The sequence below is a fragment of the Streptomyces sp. LARHCF249 genome (assembly GCF_052871255.1).
On the sequence record NZ_JBIXJQ010000008.1, the window covers coordinates 272,497 to 290,473 of the forward strand.

Genomic DNA, 17,977 nt, shown 5'->3' on the forward strand with positions numbered 1-17,977 from the left:
TGTCATCTCACTGTCCGATCAGTTCGGTGACGACCCTGACCATGTGGGCCACGTACGGCTCCTCCATGATCGTGAGGTGGTCGCCGGGTACGTCCACGACCTCGAGCGTGCCGCTGGTGCGCTCGCCCCAGCCGTTGCTCGGGTCCGCGTGCATGCTCTCGATGGCCGTGTGCATCGAGTTGAGGACCCCGGGCAGCGGCTGCGCGGCGTGGATGAGGACCATGTCCTGGTCCACCACCTCGGGCCGGTAGGCGAACGCCGCCTTCCAGTTGGCCTCGTACACGTGGAACAGGCGCCGCACGACGGCCCCGGTGCTCCCCGCGGGCAGCACGCCCTCGTCGATGGCGAGCCGGGCGATGAAGTCGAACTTCTCCTCCAGCGTCGTCAGCCGGTCCGGGATCAGCTCCAGCGGGGAGTCGCCCCCGCGCTGCAGCCACAGCAGCTCCCAGAAGAACCAGCCGAGGAGGGCCTCGTCGTCCGTGGTCAGGCGCCGGCCCGGATTGAGGGCGGTCGTGTCCAGCAGCACCAGCCGGGCGATGTCCTCCCCGGCCGCCCGCAGCTGCCGGGCGATCTCGAAGGCCACGAAACCGCCGAACGACCAGCCGCCGACCACGTACGGGCCGCTCGGCTGCACCCGGCGCATCGCCTCGATGTAACTGGCCGCGATCTCCTCGACGCTGCGCAGCGGTTCGGTACCGGGATCGCCGCCGGCCGCCTGGAGGGCGTAGAACGGCTGGTCCTCCTCCAGGTACTTGGCGAACCGGACGTAGCAGAGCACGTTCCCGCCCATCGGGTGGACGAAGAACACCGGGCGCTTCGACCCGGCCGGACGGATGGGCACCAGCGGGTCGAAGGCCGTCATCGCCTCGCCCGAGCGCAGCCGCGCCGCCAGTTCGGCCACGGTCGGCGCCGACACGAACTCCGAGAGCGGGACGCTGATCCCGTAGCGCTGCTCGATCTGCACGACCAGGCGCATCGCGGTCAGCGAGGTCGCCCCGAGGTCGAAGATGTTGTCGTGCACGCCCAGCGCGGGCAGCTGGAGCAGATCGCCGACGATCTCCACCAGCGTCTCCTCGTACGCGTCGCGCGGGGCCGCGGCCGCGTCGGCGGTCGCCCCCGTGCTCAGCGCGGCGCCGCGCAGCGCCTTGTCGTCGCGCTTGCCGCTCGGCGTCAGCGGCAGCGCCGCCAGCCACTCGAAGTGCGAGGGCATCATGTACTCGGGCAGCACCGTCCGCAGCTGCTTGCGCAGCAGCGTGAGGTCCGCCCCGTCGGGGTCGCCCGTCAGGAACGCGGCGAGGAAGGAGTCGTTGCCCTCCCGGCGCCGGGCGACGACCGCGGCCTCCGCGATGCCCGGGTGGCCCGCCGCGAAGCGGGTGATGGCCAGCTCCACCTCGGCCGGCTCCACCCGGTAGCCGCGCACCTTGACCTGCGCGTCGGCCCGGCCCAGGCACACCACGTCACCGCCGGGCAGGGTGAAGCCCAGGTCGCCGGTGCGGTACAGGCGCACCCCCGCCGCGGCGGCCGCGGGTGACGGGTGCGGGACGAACCGCTCCTCGGTCAGGTCCGGGCGGCCCACGTAGCCCTCCGCCAGGCAGGCGCCCGACAGGTACAGCTCACCGCGCACCCCGGCCGGGACCGGCCGCATCCGGCTGTCCAGGACGTGCACCGCGGAGCCGGCGATGGCCCGCCCGATGGGCGGCAGGGCCGGGAAGGCGGCGGGGTCGCCCTGCATCGTGTACGCGGTCACCACGTGCGACTCGGTCGGCCCGTACTGGTTCTCCAGGATCACCCCGGGCAGGGCCGCGCACAGCCCGCGTATCTCGTCGGTGACGCGCAGCTGCTCGCCGGAGGAGAGCAGGGCCCTCAGCGAGCGCGGGGCGAGCCCGAGCGCGTCCGCGGTCTCGGCCAGCTGCTGGAGCGCGACGTACGGGAGGCAGATGCGCTCCACGCCCTCCCGGTCGAGCAGGCGCAGCAGGGCAGGCATGTCGCGGCGCTCGTCCTCGGAGAGCAGGAGCAGGGTGCCGCCGCCCGCGAGGGTGGAGAAGATCTCCTGGAAGGAGACGTCGAAGCTCATCGGCGCGTACTGGGCGGTCACGCCGCCGACGACTCCGCTGGGGATGCCGTTCTGCCAGGCGACCAAGTGGGCCAGTGAACGGTGCGGCATCGCCACGCCCTTGGGCGCGCCGGTGGAGCCCGAGGTGAACAGGACGTAGGCGATCGAGTCGGGGGTGATCTCCTGCGTCACCTCCGCCGGGATCCGCGGCAGGTACGGCCGCGAGCCGTCCCCGGCGAAGATCTCCTCGGCCGGGAGGACGAGCTCCGGCCCGCCGAACACGGCGCCGTGGGCGGCGTTCGCGATGACCCGGAACGGGCGGGCCTGCTCGACCATCGCGGTCAGCCGGTCCACCGGGTAGCCGACGTCCAGCGGCACGGTGGCGGCGCCGGCCTTCATGACGCCGAGGATGACGGCGATCGTCTCCGGCGAGCGGTCCATCGCGATGCCGATCCGGTCACCGGGCCGCGAACCGAGCGCGATCAGCTCGCGGGCCACCCGGTCGGCAGCCGCGTCCAGTTCGGCGTAGGTCCAGCGGCGGGCGCCGAAGACCACGGCCGTCGCGTCCGGGGTGCGGGCGGTCTGCTCCGCGACGGCGCGAACGACGTCCGGCGGGGCGGCGGCGTCCTGCCGGTCCCGAGCCCCGTCCCGCACCGGTTCGGGTGCCAGGAAGCCGAAGTCCGGTGCCTCGTCCGGATGGTGGACCAGCCGGTCCAGGATCGCCGTGAACCGCTCGGCGTACAGGTCGGCCTGGGCCGGTGTGAAGGTCAGCCCGTGGTGGTCCAGCCGCAGCCGGACGGAGCCGTCCACCGGGTCGGTCATGGCGTTGACCAGCAGCTGGAAGTTGGTCTCCTCCCAGGTTTGGAAGTCCAGGAGGCGGACCCCGGGCAGCTCGAAGACGGCGGCCAGCTGGCGGAAGCGGATGTAGTTGAAGGCGGTCTCCAGGACGGTGGAACCCCGGTCCTCCTGGATCGCGCTGAGCGGGTAGCGCCGGTGGGCGTGGCTCTGCTGCTCCTGCCGGAAGGCGGCCCTGACCACGTCGGCCCAGCTGTCGGCGGCGGTACCGAGCCGCACGGGCATCGTGTTGAGGAAGAGGCCCGCGATGCGGTCGGCGTCCTCCAGCTCGGGGCGGCCGTGGGTGACCAGGCCGGTGGTGATGTCGTCGGAGCCGGAGAACAGCCCCAGCGTCAGGCAGTGCGCCGCGAACAGCACCGACTTCAGGGGCAGCGCCCGCTCCCGGGCGAACCGGCCGGCCTGTTCGGTGAGTTCGGCGGGAAGGTCCACGATCCGGGTGATCTGGGTGTCCGGACCCGGGGCCTCGTGCCCGCGGAAGGCCTCCAGGCGCAGCAGCGGAGCGTCCCGCAGCCGCTCGCGCCAGAAGGCGCGGGCCGGCTCCGACGCCAGTGCCTCGCGTTCGGCCCGTACGTGGTGGGCCGCCGAGGGGAGGGCGGTCTCGGCCACGGCGTCGATGGGGTGGCCCAGAGCGTGCAGGTAGTCCCGCAGCAGCTCGGCGACCAGGGTGGCCACGCTGCCGCCGTCGAGGATCGCGTGGTGGAAGCTCAGGACCAGCTCGAGCGTCTCCTCGCGGACGTGGGCGCGCAGGTGGTAGAGCGGAGCCTGCTCGAAGTCGTAGCGGTGGTAGCGCCGTTCGTCGACGTGGGACCGGATCTCGGCGAGCGCCGCGGCCTCCTCGCGGCCCCTCAGGTCCACGGCGTCGAAGCCGCCGGCCACCTGGTGGTCCACGATCTGGAGCGGCTCGGAGAAGGAGCCCAGGTCGAAGGAGGAGCGCAGGACGGGGTGGCGTGCGACGAGCCGTTCGAAGGCGCCCCGGAACGCCTCCTCGTCCCACGCCGCCGTGACGCTGTACTGGAAGACGTCGCGGTAGACGGCGGAGTCCTGCTCGGCCCGGCTGTGGTAGAGCAGTCCGAGCTGCAGGCGGGTGAGCGGGTAGGCGTCGGCGCGCCCTTCGAGACGGGCCCGGTCGACGCCCGAGACCAGGGCGAACGGGGCGAGTTCGGCGGCGGGCGCGGGGGCTGCGCCGACCGCGGCCGACCTGGCGGCCAGCTGGGCGACGGTCGGCTGCTGCACCAGGTCCGTCAGGTCGAACGCGATGCCGGCCTTCCCGGCCCGGGCGCGGATGCGCAGCATCGTGATGGAGTCCCCGCCGAGGGCGAAGTAGTCGTCGTGGATCCCGACCCGCTCCGCCTCCAGCACGTCCGCCCAGATCGCGGCGAGCGTCTCCTCGGTGGCGTTGCGCGGCGCCGTGTACTGCGGCCCGGCGGCGGCCGAGGGGGCCGGCAGGGCGCGGCGGTCGGCCTTGCCGTTCGGGGTCAGGGGGACGGTGTCGATCCGGATGAAGTGCGCCGGCACCATGAACTCGGGCAGCGCGGCGGCGAGTTCGGTGCGCAGCAGGGCCGGGCTGAGCTCGGTGTCGGCGACGTAGTAGCCGATAAGCAGGGTGCCGCGGCTGCCCGACTGGTGGTCGACCACGACGGCGTCCCGTACGCCGGCCACCGAGGCCAGCCGGTTCTGGACCTCGCCGAGCTCCACCCGGTTGCCGCGGATCTTGACCTGGCCGTCGATGCGGCCGAGGTACTCCAGGGTGCCGTCGGCCAGCCAGCGGGCGAGGTCGCCGGTGCGGTAGAGCCGTCCGCCCGGCGAGAAGGGGTCCTCGGTGAACTTCTCCGCCGTCAGCTCGGGCCGCTCCAGGTAGCCGCGGGCGACGCCGACGCCGCCGATGCACAGCTCGCCGGGGACGCCGGCCGGCTGGAGCCCGCCGTGCGCGTCCAGGACGTACAGCCGGGTGTTGTCGATGGGGCGGCCGATGGGGACCCGGCGGACCGGCCCCTCGGTGGCCGTCGGGCAGTCGAAGTACGACACGTCGACGGTGGCCTCGGTGGGCCCGTACAGGTTGACCAGCCGGGGAGCGCTCGCACCGCGGGGCCCGAAGACCCGGTTGAACTGCTCCACGCGCGCGGCGGGCAGGGCCTCGCCGCTGCAGAACACCTGGCGCAGGGACGCGGCTTCGGCGCGCAGCTCCGGGCGGTCCTCCAGCAGGTCCAGGAACGGGCCCAGCATGGAGGGGACGAAGTGCAGGGTGGTGACCCGCTGTTCGGCGATGGTGCGCAGGATCCCGCGCGGGTCGCGCTGGCCGCCGACGGGCAGCAGGGCGAGCCCCGCGCCCTCGATCGCCCACCAGAACAGCTCCCACACGGAGACGTCGAAGGAGATCGGCGTCTTCTGGAGCAGGACGTCGCCCCCGCCGACCGGGTAGGCCTTCTGCATCCAGGCGAGCCGGTTGACCACCGAGTGGTGCTCGACCATGACGCCCTTGGGCCGGCCGGTGGAGCCGGAGGTGTAGATCACGTACGCGAGGTCGCGCGGGCCTGCCCGGTCCTCGAGCGGCTCGCCCGGGCCGGTCAGCAGCTCGTCGGTGCGCAGGACGGGCACGCCTTGGTCCATGGCCGGCGTGCCGCTGTCGGTCAGCACCACCTTGGCCCGGCTGTCCTGCAGGAGGAAGCCGATCCGCTCCGCCGGATAGCCGGGGTCCACGGGGACGTAGGCGCCGCCGGACTTGAGGACGCCGAGGAGGGCGACGATCAGCTGCGGGGAGCGGTCCATGAGGACGGCCACCCGGTCGCCGACGCCCACGCCCCGGGCGCGCAGGGCGTGCGCCACTTGGTTGGAGCGGGTGTCCAGGTCCGCGTAGGTCAGCGGCGGGGTGCCGTCGGCGCCGGTGACGGCGGTCCGGTCCGGGGTGCGGGCGGCCTGGTCGGCGATCAGGCCGTGCACGGTCCGGTCGTGGGCGTACGGGACGTCGGGCCCCTGCCGCAGCAGGGTGAGGTCCTCCTGCTCGGCCTCGTCCAGGACCGGCAGCGTCGCCGCGGGCCGGCCGGGTTCGTCGAGCCCCGCCCCGATGAGGCGCAGCAGGTGACCGGCGACCGAGGTGATGGGGTAGTCCCCGTCGAAGACGTCGACGGCGTAGTCGAGGTCGACCCGCAGGTCGGCGTCGTCCTCGAAGGCGTGCACCATCACGGACAGCGCGTCCTGGTGGTGGACGGGCGCCAGGACGGCGGACTCCACCGAGGCGCCCGGCAGCGGCGCGGGCCGCGGGTGGCGCAGGTAGGAGAGGGTGATGTCGAAGAGCCGGCGGGAGCCGGCGCCGGCGGCCGGGAGGTCGCGCAGGACGTCGCCGAGGGCGAGCCGCTGGTGGGCGCGCAGCGCGTCCGTGCTGCGGCGGACGGAGGCGGCCAGCTCGTGCAGGGTGGCCGAGGGGCCGACCGGCACGCGCAGCGGGAGGTTGTTGGCCAGCTGGCCGACGGTCTCGAGGTCCGCGTCCGAGTGCCGGTTGCGGAAGGGGACGCCGAGCACCAGCTCCTCGCTGCGGTGCACGCGCGAGAAGTAGGTGGCGAAGGCGGCCGCGAGGAACGCGAACGGGGAGCTGCCGCCGCCGCGGATGCGGCGGACCAGGTCGGCGTCGACGGTGAAGGTGTGACGGGCCCGGCGGCGCCCGGCGTCCGCGGGAGCCGCGGTGGCGCGGGTGAACAGGGCGGGCTGGACGCCCTTCAGCGCGTCGCGGAAGTACGCCCGGTCCTCCTCGAAGGCGCCGGAGGCGCGGTAGGCGGCGTCCGCCTCGACGAGCGCGGTGGCGGACGGGGGAGCGGGACGGTCCACGGGCACGGCGCCGGTCCCGGCCGCCATGGCCGCGGCCGCCCGGTCGGCGTAGCGCTCCCACAGCTGCCGGCTGACCTGGTTCAGCGCCCAGGCGTCGGCGATCAGGTGGTGGGCATTGAGGTGGACGTGGACGACCGAGGCACTTTCACGCAGCACGGCGGCCGTGAACAAACGCGAACGCCGCAGGGTGAAGGGATGCGTGAAGGAGTACTCCTGCCACGCCGCGCAGGCCGCCGCGGGGTCGGCCGCGCCGGAGAAGTCGACGTACTGGACCCAGGGGCCCGCCTCCTCCTCGGCGTCGGTCCCGGCCACCCACTGGCAGGGGATTCCGTCCTGGTCGCCGAAGCGCAGCCGGAACGCGTCGTTGTTCCGCAGGGCGTCTTCCAGCGATTCCTTCAAGCTGTCCACGTCGACATCGCCGGCCACCCGCTCATGAATGACCACGTTGAACTGGGGGTCACCCGGCGCGGTGGACTCGGCAGCCCAAATGTCCAGCTGGTAGGCGGACAGAGGGAGCTGGCGTGTTGCGAGCATCGGCCTTCCTTCGCTAATTCGGACAGCCGGAATGTTTGCCGTCCGATGCTCAGGAGCCTACGTTTCCCCCAATCCGGTTCACCACTACTCGTATGAGTGGAGGAGGACTACTCGATCAAGTAGTCACAGCGGGGAATATGTGATCCGCGCGATATTCCTGGAGGATTTTCCCGCGCCCTCGCTAACATCTCGGACATGACCCCTCTGCTTCCTTCCCGGAAATCCGTCATCGTGCGCGGCAGCGGACCAGGACTGCTGCTCGCGCATGGTGCGGGCAGCGACATCGAGGACAGTTACGGACCGGTCCTCGAAAGTCTCGCCAGCCGTCGGACCGTCGTCGGACCGGATTATCCGGGCTCCGGGAATAACCCCCTCCCAGACCGTCCGCTGACACTCGACCAGCTCGCCGACCACATTGTGGAAAGCGCTGTGCAATCCGGCGTGCATTCTTTTGCGATATCCGGATTCTCCATGGGTGCGACGGTGGCCGCACGAGCCGCAGTGCGCCATCCCGAGCGGGTTACCGCTCTTGTTCTTTCCGCCGGATTCGCCCGGCCGAACGCGCGTCTCAAGCTGGTGATCGACACCTGGCGGGCGCTCGGCGCGCCGGGCGGCGACAGCCGGGTCCTGGCCTCCTACCTCTCCCTCGTGGTCGGGGGCACCCACTGGCTCGACGCGCGCTCCCACGCGGAGATCGAGGAACAGGTAGAGCTGTTCTCCGCCGGGATGCCGCCGGGCACCGACGCGCAGCTCGCCCTCTTCGACGACATCGACGTACGGGCCGACCTGGCGCGGATCGCGGTACCGGTCCTCGTGGTCTCGCCCCTCGGCGACCTGCTCACCACTCCCGTTCACTCCCGCGAACTCGCGGACGGCATCCCGGGAGCCCGGCTGGCGACGCTGGACTGCGGCCACGCCATCGCCGCGGAGCGGCCGGCCGAGTGGGCCCGGCTCATCACCGGGTTCCTCGACACCGTCGACGGCTGACCGCCGCGGCCGGTTGGCCGCCGCGGGCGGTACGGGCAGGCCCGCCCGTACCGCCCCAGCCGTACCGCCCGAGCCGGTCCGTACCGTCCCGCTGCGGACGGAGGGCTCAGGCGGCCGGTCGTAGGCCCGGCGCCCGGCCGGCCGGCCCCGGGATTCGGGGTGGCGCGGCCCGGGGGTGGGCGCCGGGCCCGGTCTCAGGGGCGCCCGGTCTCAGAGCCGCCCGGACGCGGGCGCCTTGCCCAGTGCCGTCACCGCGAGGGCCGCGACGGCGAGGCCGCCGCCCAGCCACATCACCGCGGTGACTCCCGCGCCGTCCGCGGCCAGCCCGCCGAGCAGCGCGCCCAGGGCGATCGCCCCGTTGAACACGCCGACGAACAGCGAGGAAGCCGCCTCGCGCGCTTCGGGAGCCGAAGCCAGCAGCCAGGTCTGGGTGCTGACCGAGACACCGCCGTACGACAGGCCCCAGACGGCGAGCAGCACCCCGGCGGTCAGCACGGAGCCGCCGAGTACCGGAACCAGCGCGACCGTGGCCGCCAGTACCGCGCTGATCACCAGCAGCGTGGAGCGCGGGGACCGGCCGGCGCCCGCGCCCGCGGCGAAGTTGCCGGCCACGCCGGCGACTCCGTACACCAGCAGCAGCGTGCCGATCATCCCGGCGCTCGCCCCCGAGACCTCCTCGAGCACGGGACGCACGTAGGTGTAGGCGGCGAAGTGACCGGTGACCAGCAGCGCCACCACCAGCAGCCCGGTCCGCACCCGCGCCTCGCCGAACAGCCGCATCACACCGCCGAGCCGCACCTCCTGCTCGGCGGGCAGCCGCGGCAGCAGGACCGCCAGGGCGACCAGTACCACCAGCGCCAGCACGCCCACCGTCACGAACGCCGCCCGCCAGTCGGCCAGTTCGCCGATGTAGGTACCCGCCGGGACGCCGAGCACCGACGCCACCGCGATACCGCTGAAGATCAGCGAGGTCGCGGAGCCGATGGACTTCGGCGGCACCAGGCGTACCGCCAGGCCCGCCGCGATCGCCCACACGCCGCCCATGCCGATGCCGACCAGCACGCGGGCGGCCACCATCACCGCGAAGTTCGGCGTCCACGCCGCGAGCAGGTTGCCCACCGTCAGGACCGCCATCAGCGCACACAGCACCGTCCGCCGGTCGAACCGCCCCAACAGCGGTGTCAGCAGCGGAGCGGACACCGCGCCGACCAGGCCGGTGATGGTCAGGGTCAGTCCGGCGGTGCCCTCGGTCACCTTCAGCGCGTCCCCGATGGGCGTCAGCAGGCCCACGGGCAGCATCTCGGACGTCACCACCGTGAACGTCGCGCTCGCGACCGCCGCGACGCCGAGCCAGCCGCGGGCCGCGGATCGCTCCGGCACCCCGGTGGTGTCTGCAATTTCCTCAGTCTGTGCCATGCGACCAGCCAACCCGCCCCGACCTGCGGGAACAACGGCCGATCCCTCATCCTTCGATAAGCAGGGCTACTCGATCGGCCGCGCGGGCCGGCGGTGTAGAAAGGAAACCATGAGCGGTGTCGAGATACGCGAGCTGGAGACGTTCCTGGTGCTCGCCCAGGAGTTGCACTTCGGACGGACCGGCGAGCGGCTGTACGTCTCCCAGAGCCGGGTCAGCCAGCTGCTGCGCTCCCTGGAGAGCCGCATCGGCGCCCCGCTCGTCGAACGCACCAGCCGCCGCGTGCGCCTGACCCCGCTGGGCGAGAGCTTCCTCGCGGGCCTGCGCCCCGCGTATGACGCCCTGCGCGCCACGGTCGACGAGGCCCGGGCCGCCGCGCGGGGCATGGGAGGGGAGCTGCGCATCGGCTTCCAGGGCACCGTCGACGACTACCTCAGCCGGGCGATCGCCCTGTTCGGGGACCGGTATCCCGACTGCGCGATCGACATCGTCGAGATCCCGCTGTCCGACCCCTTCGGGCCGCTGCGCCGCCAGGAGGTGGACTGCGCGGTGGTCCTGCTGCCGGTGGCCGAGGAAGACCTCGTCCTCGGCCCGGTCTTCTCCCGGCAGCCGCAGACCCTCGCCGTGTCCGTCCGGCACCCCTTCGCCGCCCGGGAGTCGCTCTCCGCCGAGGAACTCGCCGACTGCCGGCTCATCGGCATCGACGGCGGCGCCCCCGACTACTGGCGCCACGCCCAGGCCCCCGGCCTGACCCCGGGCGGCCTTCCCGTGCCGGCCGGACCCAGCGTCAACACGCTGCAGGAGGGCCTGAGTCTGACGGCGGCCAACCGCGGCGCCATGCTGCTGTGCCGGTCCACCGCCGACTACCACGGGCGCCGCGACTCCCTCACCTTCGTCCCGGTGCAGGGCCTGCCCGACTCCGAACTGGGCCTCATCCGCCACCGCACCCGGCCCTCCGCGCAGGCGGAAGCCTTCGCCCTGGCGGTCGGCGAGACCGCCGGTCCCGCGGTCTGACGGCGCCCTGGCGGCCGTCTGACCGCCGTCTGACCGCCGTCCTGGCGGCGGCCTGGCCGAAACCCTCTAGAACGGGTGCCAGCGGACCTCGGACGCGCCCTCCCGCAGGGAGTCCACGCGGCGGCGGAATTCGGCCAGCGCCTTCGGGTTGGCCGGCGCGTGCTGGGAGATCCAGGCGCAGCCCGCCGTCTCGCGGGCCCCGCGCAGTACCGCGCAGCCCTCCCAGTCGCGCACGTCCCAGCCGTACGCCGTCACGAACGCCCCGTACGCCGCGGCGGGCAGCCCGTACCGGTCGCGGGAGAGCGCCATCACCACCAGGTCGTGCTCGCGCAGGTCGGACGAGACGGTCTCCAGGTCGACCAGGACCGGTCCGTCCGGGCCCACGTGCACGTTGCGGGGCAGGGCGTCGCCGTGGATCGGACCCGGCGGCAGGTGCGGAACCAGTCCGGCGAGCTCGCCCGCGCAGGCGTCGCGGCGGGCCCGCAGGTAGGCCGCGTCCGCCGCGTCGATCGCGTCGCCGGCCAGCCGAAGCCAGCGTTCGACACCGCCCAGCAGATCCCGCGCGGCGAGCGGGAACGGCGGCGCCGGCAGGGCGTGGATCCGCCGCAGCAACGCCGCCAGGTCCTCCGGTTCTGCCGGACGCACCGCGTCCGGGAGCCGGTGCCACAGCGTCACGGGGTGCCCGTCCACCAGCCGCGGCTCCGGCTCGGCCGCCCGCACCGCCGGGACACCGGCCTCCTCCAGCCAGGAGGCGACGGCCAGTTCGCGCGCGGCCCGCGCTGCCAGCGCCGGGTCCGCGCGGCCCACCTTCACCACCAGCTCCCCGGCCGCGAAGACCGCGTTCTCGCCCAGGGCCAGCAGCGCGGCGCCGTCGCCGCCCAGGCCCGCGGCCGCCAGTACGTCCCTGGCCCGCGCCTCGTCCATCTCGTACTCCGGATCCGGATCGTCGTGAATGCGCCAAGTCTCCCATCCGGGTGTGCGCTGCCCTGGCGTGCCATCAGGCCCTGCGCAGGCAGGCCTGCGGGAGGTCAATGAGATTGCACGAGACGTCTCGTCTCGTTATGGTCGGCTCATGACCTCAGCCAAGCCCGCACACATCGCCATGTTCTCCATCGCCGCCCACGGGCACGTGAACCCGAGCATCGAAGTGATCCGGGAACTCGTCGCCCGGGGCCACCGCGTCAGCTACGCGATCCCCGCCTCCTTCGCCGAGAAGGTCGCCGAGACCGGCGCCACCCCGGTGATCTGGAACTCCACCCTCCCCACCGACGACGACCCGGAGGCCTGGGGCACCGAACTCATCGACAACCTCGAACCCTTCCTGGACGACGCGATCCAGGCGCTCCCGCAGCTCGCGGCCGCCTTCGAGGGCGACGAACCGGACCTCGTCATCCACGACATCACCGCCTACCCGGCGCCCGTGCTCGCCCACCGCTGGGGAGTTCCGGCCGTCTCCCTCTCCCCGAACCTGGTCGCCTGGGAGGGGTACGAGGAGGAGGTGGCCGAGCCGATGTTCGCCGACCTCAAGGCGTCCGAGCGCGGACAGGCCTACTACGCCCGGTTCGCCGCCTGGCTGACCGAGAACGGGCTCGGCGACCAGGTCGACCGCTTCCAGGGCCGCCCGCGCCGCAGCCTCGTCCTGATCCCGCGGGCACTCCAGCCGAACGCCGACCGCGTCGACCCCTCCGTGTACACCTTCGTCGGCGCCTGCCAGGGCGACCGCACGGCGGTCCAGGGGCAGTGGCGGCGCCCGGAGTCGGCCGAGGGCAAGAAGGTGCTCCTGGTCTCCCTCGGCTCCGCCTTCACCAAGCAGCCCGCCTTCTACCGCGCCTGCGCCGAGGCCTTCGGTGACCTGCCCGACTGGCATGTCGTCCTGCAGATCGGCAAGTTCACCGATGAGGCCGAACTCGGCGCGGTCCCCGCCAACGTCGAGGTCCACCGCTGGGTCCCCCAACTGGACATCCTGCGCCAGGCCGACGCCTTCATCACCCACGCGGGCGCCGGCGGCAGCCAGGAGGGCCTCGCCACCGCCACCCCGATGGTCGCCGTCCCGCAGGCCGTCGACCAGTTCGGCAACGCCGACATGCTGGCCGCGCTCGGCGTGGCCCGGCACGTCCCGATGGACCGGGCGGACGCCGCCACCCTCCGCGAGGCGGTCCTCACCCTGACCTCCGACCCCGCGGTCGCGGCCCGCTGCGAGGCGGTCCGCACCCGGATGGCCGCGGAGGGCGGCACGCACCAGGCCGCCGACCTCATCGAGGCCGAACTGTCATAGGGGCGCCCTATGGTGCCCTCATGGCCAAGAAATACGCGGCGCTGCTGCGCGGGATCAATGTCGGCGGGAGCAAGAAGGTCCCCATGGCGGAGCTGCGCTCCGTACTGGAGGGGCTCGGCCATGGCGACGTACAGACGTACCTGCAGAGCGGCAACGCCGTCTTCAGCAGTGCGCAGAGGGACCCGAAGGCGCTCGCCCGGGAGCTGGAGGCGGCCATCGAGGCCCGCTTCGGCTTCCGGGTGGCGTGCCTGGTCGTGGACGGCGCCTACTTGAAGGCCGTCGCCGACGCCTGCCCGTTCCCGGCCGCCGAGCTGGAGGGCAAGCAGCTCCACGCCACCTTCTTCTCCGAACAGCCCGGCGCGGAGCGCTTCGCCGCGCTCGACCGGGCGGCGTACCTCCCCGAGGAGTACCGGCTCGGCGACCGCGTCCTGTACCTCTACGCCCCGAACGGGCTGGGCCGCTCCAAACTCGCCGAGGCCCTCGCCAAGCCCGCCGTGGTCAAGGGCGTCGACGTCACCACCCGCAACTGGAACACGGTCGTCAAGCTCGTCGAGCTGACCGCGGCCTGACCCGGCGGACGTGCGCCGGCCGCCGCCGGCCGCCCTAGCAGAGCGCGTCCAGCAGCTCCCTCTCCCGCGCGGTGAGGTGCACCGTCACCGCGTCCAGGTTCTCCGCCAGGTGGGCGGGCGAACCGGTGCCCGGCGTCGGGCACAGGACGGGGGAGCGGTGCAGGAGCCACGCCAGGGCGACCTGGCCCGGGCTCGCACCGTGCGCCGCGGCCACCGTGCTGACGGCGGCCGCGCCCTCCCGGGTCAGGGAGCCGCTGCCCAGGGGGTAGTACGGGAGGAAGGCGATCCCGTGCGCCTCGCACAGCGCCAGCACCTCCGCCGAACCGCGGTCCAGCAGGTTGTACGCGTTCTGCACCGCGGCCACCGGCACCGACTCCCGTGCCGCACGAAGCTGCTCCGCGGTGACCGTGTCCAGCCCGATGTGCCGGATCTTGCCCTCCGCCCGCAACTCGGCGAGCGCCCCCAGCTGTTCGGCCATCGGAACCGCCGGGTCGAAGCGGTGCAGCTGGTAGAGCCCGATCCGCTCCGCGCGCAGCCGCCGCAGGCTCGCCTCGCACATCTCCCGCAGCCGCTCCGGGCGGCCGTCCACGTGCCACCGGTCCGGGCCGGTGCGCACCACCCCGCCCTTCGTGGCGACGAGCAGCTGCTCCCCGTACGGATACAGGGCCTCGGCGACCAGCTCCTCCGCCAGACCGGGGCCGTAGTTGTCGGCGGTGTCGATGAGGGTGACCCCGCGGTCCACCGCCGTGCGCAGCAGCGCCCGCGCCTGGGCCCGGCTGCCGCGCGGACCCCAGAAGCCGGGCCCGACGAGACCGCCCGTACCGAAGCCGAGCCGCCTCACGGGCACATCCCCACCGAGGGCGAACACCTCTTCCACCATGCCCCGACCGTAACGCAAGCGGCGGGATGTGCCAGGCTCGTAGGCATGCGGTACATCATCATCGGCGCGGGCGCGGTGGGCGCCACCATCGGCGGACGGCTCGCGGAGGCGGGCGGCGAGGTCGTCCTCGTCGCGCGCGGGGCACACGCGGAAGCCCTGCGGGCGGACGGTCTGCGGCTCACGACGGCCGACGGCACCCGGGTGCACCGGCTGCCCGTGGTCACCGGGCCGGCCGAACTGGGCGAACTGCGCCCGGACGACGTACTGCTGCTGGCCGTCAAGACCCAGCACGCGATCGCCGCGCTCGACGCGTGGGGCGACGCGGAGGTCGCGGGCGGCGGGACGGCGGCGCAGCGCCTGCCGGTGCTGTGCGCGCAGAACGGCGTCGAGAGCGAGCGGCTGGCCCTGCGGCGCTTCGCGCGGGTGTACGGGGTGTGCGTGTGGCTGCCCGCGACCTTCCTGGAGCCGGGCGTGGTCTCGGCGCTGTGCGCGCCGCTGACCGGGATCCTGCACGTGGGCCTGGCGGCGGGCGGTACGGACCCGCTGGCGCGGGCGGTCGCGGCGGACCTCGGCGAGGCCGGCTTCGAGGCGCCGGTGGTCGGCGACGTGATGCGGTGGAAGTACGCGAAGCTGCTGGGGAACCTGGGCAACGCGGTGCAGGCGACCACCGGCCCGGAGCCGCACGCGGCGAAGGCCGCGCTGCTGCTGCGGGCGGTCCGCGAGGCGAAGGCGGTCTTCGGGGCGGCCGGCATCGCCTACGCCTCGGACGCGGAGCAGGCGGCCGCGCGCGACGGCAAGGTGGACCAGCCGCCGGGGGTTCGGGGCGGGTCCTCGTGGCAGAGCCTGGCGCGGGGCACCGGATCGGTGGAGGCGGACTACCTCAACGGGGAGATCTCGCTGCTGGGCCGGCTGCACGGGGTTGCGACGCCGGTGAACGACGTGCTGCGGCACGCGGCCAACATCTTCGCCCGCGAGGGGCTCCCGCCGGGCGCGATGTCCATCGAGGACCTGACCGCCCTGGCCGACGAGGCCGCCGCCCGGGCGTGAGGGGCACCCGGCTCCCCCCGGGAGACGGGGCTCAGGCCGTCAGGGCCGCGAGCCTTGCGGGGGCGGAGGCGGCGGCGGTGTCGAAGCGGCGCAGCAGCAGGCGGGCGAGCTCGGGGGCCGGGCCCAGAACATCCGCCACGACATCGGCACCCGCGGCTTCGGCGCCCGCCGCGATGCGGTCCGGGAGCCGCCCGGGCGCGATCACGTACGGCGCCACCGCCACCCGTGCGAAGCCCTCCGCCCGCAGCGCCCGTACGGCGTCCTCCGTACGGGAGAACCCCGCGGGAAAGGCTCCGGAGGCGAACGCAGGCCGCACGGCGCACCAACCGGTGTGCCGCCACTCCCGCGCGGTTTCAGCGATCGCTGCGATCGCCTCCGGGTCTGTGGATCCGGCGGACGCGAGCACCACCGCGGTGGTGGCGCGGTCCGCCGGGGTGAGTCCGGCCTCGGCCAGCCGGCGTTCGAGGGCCGAGAGCAGGAGCGGGGAGGGGCCGAGGACATCGGCCACCCGCACCGACAGCCCCGGCAGCCGGGCCGTCGACTCGGCCAGCGCCGCCGGTATGTCGGACTTCGCGTGGAAGGCGCGCGTCAGGAGGAGGGGGAGCGCCACGACCTCCCGTGCGCCGGACAGGTAGAGCGAGGACAGCGCCTGGCCCACCGTCGGGGTGTTGAAGTCCAGGAAGGCCGTCTCCACCCGCAGCCCGGGCCGCAGCGCCCGCACGCGCCCGGTGAGGGCGTGCACGGTCGCCGCGTGCCGCGGGTCGCGGCTGCCGTGGGCCATGACGAGCAGGGCGGGTGCGGGAGACGGGGCGGGGGAGGGCGCGGGGAACACGGGACTCACTTGACCAGCAGGCCGCGGCTGCGCAGGACCCACCGCTCGACCGGGCTGAAGATGAGCAGGTCGATGGCGATGCCGACCACCAGGATCAGGATGATCGCGAGGAACACGCCCGGCAGGTCGATGTTGTTGCGGCCGTTCTCCAGCAACTGGCCCAGGCCCAGGCCCAGGTCGGGGGAGCTGGCGATGATCTCGGCGGCCATCAGCGAGCGCCAGGAGAAGGCCCAGCCCTGCTTCAGACCGGCCAGGTAGCCCGGCAGCGCGGCCGGCATGACGATGTGCCGGGCCCCCACCAGTCCGGTGGCGCCCAGGGTCCGCCCGGCCCGCAGGTACAGCGGCGGGATCTGGTCGATGCCGGAGACGAGGCCGTTCGCGATGGACGGGACGGCGCCCAGCAGGATCACCGTGTACATCATCGCGTCGTTCAGGCCGAACCACAGGACGGCCGGCGGCACCCAGGCCACCGACGGCAGCGACTGCAGGCCCTGGAGGATCGGGCCGATCGCGGCGCGGACGAACTTCACCCGGGCGACGAGCAGTCCGAGCGGGGTACCGATGGCCAGGGCCAGCAGGAAGCCGAGCAGGCCGCGCGACACGCTGGTCCAGACGACCTCGAGCAGGGTGCCCTTGAGCCACATGTCGGACAGGCTGTCCCAGACCGCGGACAGCGCGGGCAGCTTGGTCTGCTCGGTGACCTCCGCCGCGACCAGGATCTGCCAGACCACGAGGACCAGGCCGATGGCCAGGACCGGCGGCAGGACCTTCTTGACGAGGACCTCGCGGACCGGTGTGCGGTGGGTCTGGACCGCGTCGAGGGCGTCCAGGCCGGCCTCCAGGCCCGCCAGGTCGTCCTGCCTGCCCTTGCCCGCGAGCTTCGGGGTGGTGTCAGTGCTGGCCATGGCGGCGGATCTCCCCACGCAGGTGTTCAGTGATCTCAAGGGACAGTTCCGCCACGTCCGCGTCCTCGATGCGGCGCGGCTGGGGGATGCCCACGGTCCATTCCTTCGCGACCCGGCCGGGCCGGGAGGAGAGCAGGACCACGCGCTGCGCGAGCCGCACGGCCTCGCGCACGTTGTGCGTGACGAAGAGGACCGACAGGTTGGTCTCGGCCCAGATGCGGGTGAGCTCGCCGTGCAGCACGTCCCGGGTGATGGCGTCGAGCGCGGCGAACGGCTCGTCCATCAGCAGAAGTTGGCTGTCCTGGGCGAGCGCCCGGGCCAGGGCCACGCGCTGGCGCATGCCGCCCGACAGCTCGTGCACGCGCTTGCCGTACGCGCCGCCGAGCCGGACCAGCTCCAGCAGCCGCTCGGCCTCCGCACGGCGGTCGGCCTTGGGCACCCCGCGCAGTCGCAGCGCGAGTTCGATGTTCTTGCCCGCGGTCAGCCACGGGAAGAGGGCGTGCTCCTGGAACATGAGCGCCGGCCGGCCGGGGGTCTCGATGGACCCCGCGGACGGCTTGTCCAGGCCCGCGACCAGGTTGAGCAGGGTGGACTTGCCGCACCCCGAGGCACCCAGGATGGTGACGAACTCTCCGGGAGCGACATCGAGGCTGATGTCGTCCAGGACGAGCTGCGATCCGGCAGGGCCGGAGAAGGACTTCGAGACGTGCTCGATGCGGGCGGCGTGCGCGAGCTCCGCTACGGTGCCCTCGGCAGCCTTGGCAAGCGTGGTGGCCATGGTCGTCACCTCCTG

General features: G+C 73.5%; 11 protein-coding genes and 1 pseudogene. 5 read left to right on the plus strand and 7 right to left on the minus strand.

From position 1 onward, the window contains the following. Window positions 1-7: 7 nt before the first annotated feature. Window positions 8-7,261 (minus strand): amino acid adenylation domain-containing protein, encoded by a 7,254-nt coding sequence (locus ACIPUC_RS24535; RefSeq protein WP_446592161.1) that lies wholly within the window; start codon window positions 7,259-7,261, stop codon window positions 8-10. Window positions 7,262-7,456: 195 nt separating this feature from the next. Between ACIPUC_RS24535 and ACIPUC_RS24540 the strand changes: the two genes are divergently transcribed. Further along, window positions 7,457-8,248, plus strand: a complete 792-nt coding sequence (locus ACIPUC_RS24540; protein ID WP_446592163.1) for an alpha/beta fold hydrolase — start codon at window positions 7,457-7,459, stop codon at window positions 8,246-8,248. Window positions 8,249-8,458: 210 nt separating this feature from the next. Here the strand turns inward: ACIPUC_RS24540 and ACIPUC_RS24545 are convergent, their stop codons facing one another. Further along, window positions 8,459-9,664, minus strand: a complete 1,206-nt coding sequence (locus ACIPUC_RS24545; RefSeq protein WP_446592164.1) for an MFS transporter — start codon at window positions 9,662-9,664, stop codon at window positions 8,459-8,461. Between the two features lie 109 nt (window positions 9,665-9,773). Here ACIPUC_RS24545 and ACIPUC_RS24550 point away from each other — a divergent pair, with 109 nt between their 5' ends. Beyond that, window positions 9,774-10,676, plus strand: coding sequence for a LysR family transcriptional regulator (locus tag ACIPUC_RS24550; RefSeq protein ID WP_446592166.1), 903 nt, complete (start codon window positions 9,774-9,776; stop codon window positions 10,674-10,676). A 66-nt stretch (window positions 10,677-10,742) separates the two neighbouring features. Here ACIPUC_RS24550 and ACIPUC_RS24555 read toward each other — a convergent pair whose 3' ends face one another. Beyond that, the gene (locus ACIPUC_RS24555; RefSeq protein WP_446592167.1) at window positions 10,743-11,600 is read right to left on the minus strand and encodes a phosphotransferase; all 858 of its coding nucleotides are present in this window, start codon (window positions 11,598-11,600) and stop codon (window positions 10,743-10,745) included. A gap of 107 nt (window positions 11,601-11,707) precedes the next feature. On the opposite strand from ACIPUC_RS24555, the pseudogene mgt reads away from it, so the two are divergent. Both mgt and ACIPUC_RS24565 read left to right on the plus strand, forming a co-directional pair. Then, window positions 11,708-12,951, plus strand: a pseudogene (gene mgt, locus ACIPUC_RS24560) (macrolide-inactivating glycosyltransferase). Between the two features lie 20 nt (window positions 12,952-12,971). Next, complete coding sequence (locus tag ACIPUC_RS24565; RefSeq protein ID WP_446592168.1) at window positions 12,972-13,520, plus strand: DUF1697 domain-containing protein; 549 nt, start codon at window positions 12,972-12,974, stop codon at window positions 13,518-13,520. 34 nt (window positions 13,521-13,554) lie between these two features. Here the strand turns inward: ACIPUC_RS24565 and ACIPUC_RS24570 are convergent, their stop codons facing one another. Continuing rightward, window positions 13,555-14,400 carry an aldo/keto reductase gene (locus tag ACIPUC_RS24570; protein WP_446592169.1) on the minus strand — a complete coding sequence of 282 codons (846 nt, stop codon included), beginning with the start codon at window positions 14,398-14,400 and terminating at the stop codon, window positions 13,555-13,557. Between the two features lie 45 nt (window positions 14,401-14,445). On the opposite strand from ACIPUC_RS24570, the gene ACIPUC_RS24575 reads away from it, so the two are divergent. Then, window positions 14,446-15,447 (plus strand): ketopantoate reductase family protein, encoded by a 1,002-nt coding sequence (locus tag ACIPUC_RS24575; RefSeq protein ID WP_446592171.1) that lies wholly within the window; start codon window positions 14,446-14,448, stop codon window positions 15,445-15,447. 31 nt (window positions 15,448-15,478) lie between these two features. Here ACIPUC_RS24575 and ACIPUC_RS24580 read toward each other — a convergent pair whose 3' ends face one another. Genes ACIPUC_RS24580 through ACIPUC_RS24590 form a run of 3 tightly spaced genes read right to left on the minus strand, consistent with a single transcriptional unit; the run spans window position 15,479 to window position 17,962 of the window. Then, window positions 15,479-16,228 carry a sirohydrochlorin chelatase gene (locus tag ACIPUC_RS24580; RefSeq protein ID WP_446592280.1) on the minus strand — a complete coding sequence of 250 codons (750 nt, stop codon included), beginning with the start codon at window positions 16,226-16,228 and terminating at the stop codon, window positions 15,479-15,481. Between the two features lie 56 nt (window positions 16,229-16,284). Then, entirely contained in the window at window positions 16,285-17,184 is a 900-nt protein-coding gene (locus tag ACIPUC_RS24585) for an ABC transporter permease (RefSeq protein WP_446592173.1), read from the minus strand. After that, the gene (locus ACIPUC_RS24590) at window positions 17,171-17,962 is read right to left on the minus strand and encodes an ABC transporter ATP-binding protein (protein ID WP_446592174.1); all 792 of its coding nucleotides are present in this window, start codon (window positions 17,960-17,962) and stop codon (window positions 17,171-17,173) included. Before ACIPUC_RS24590 ends, ACIPUC_RS24585 begins: the two co-directional genes overlap by 14 nt. Window positions 17,963-17,977: the final 15 nt, after the last annotated feature.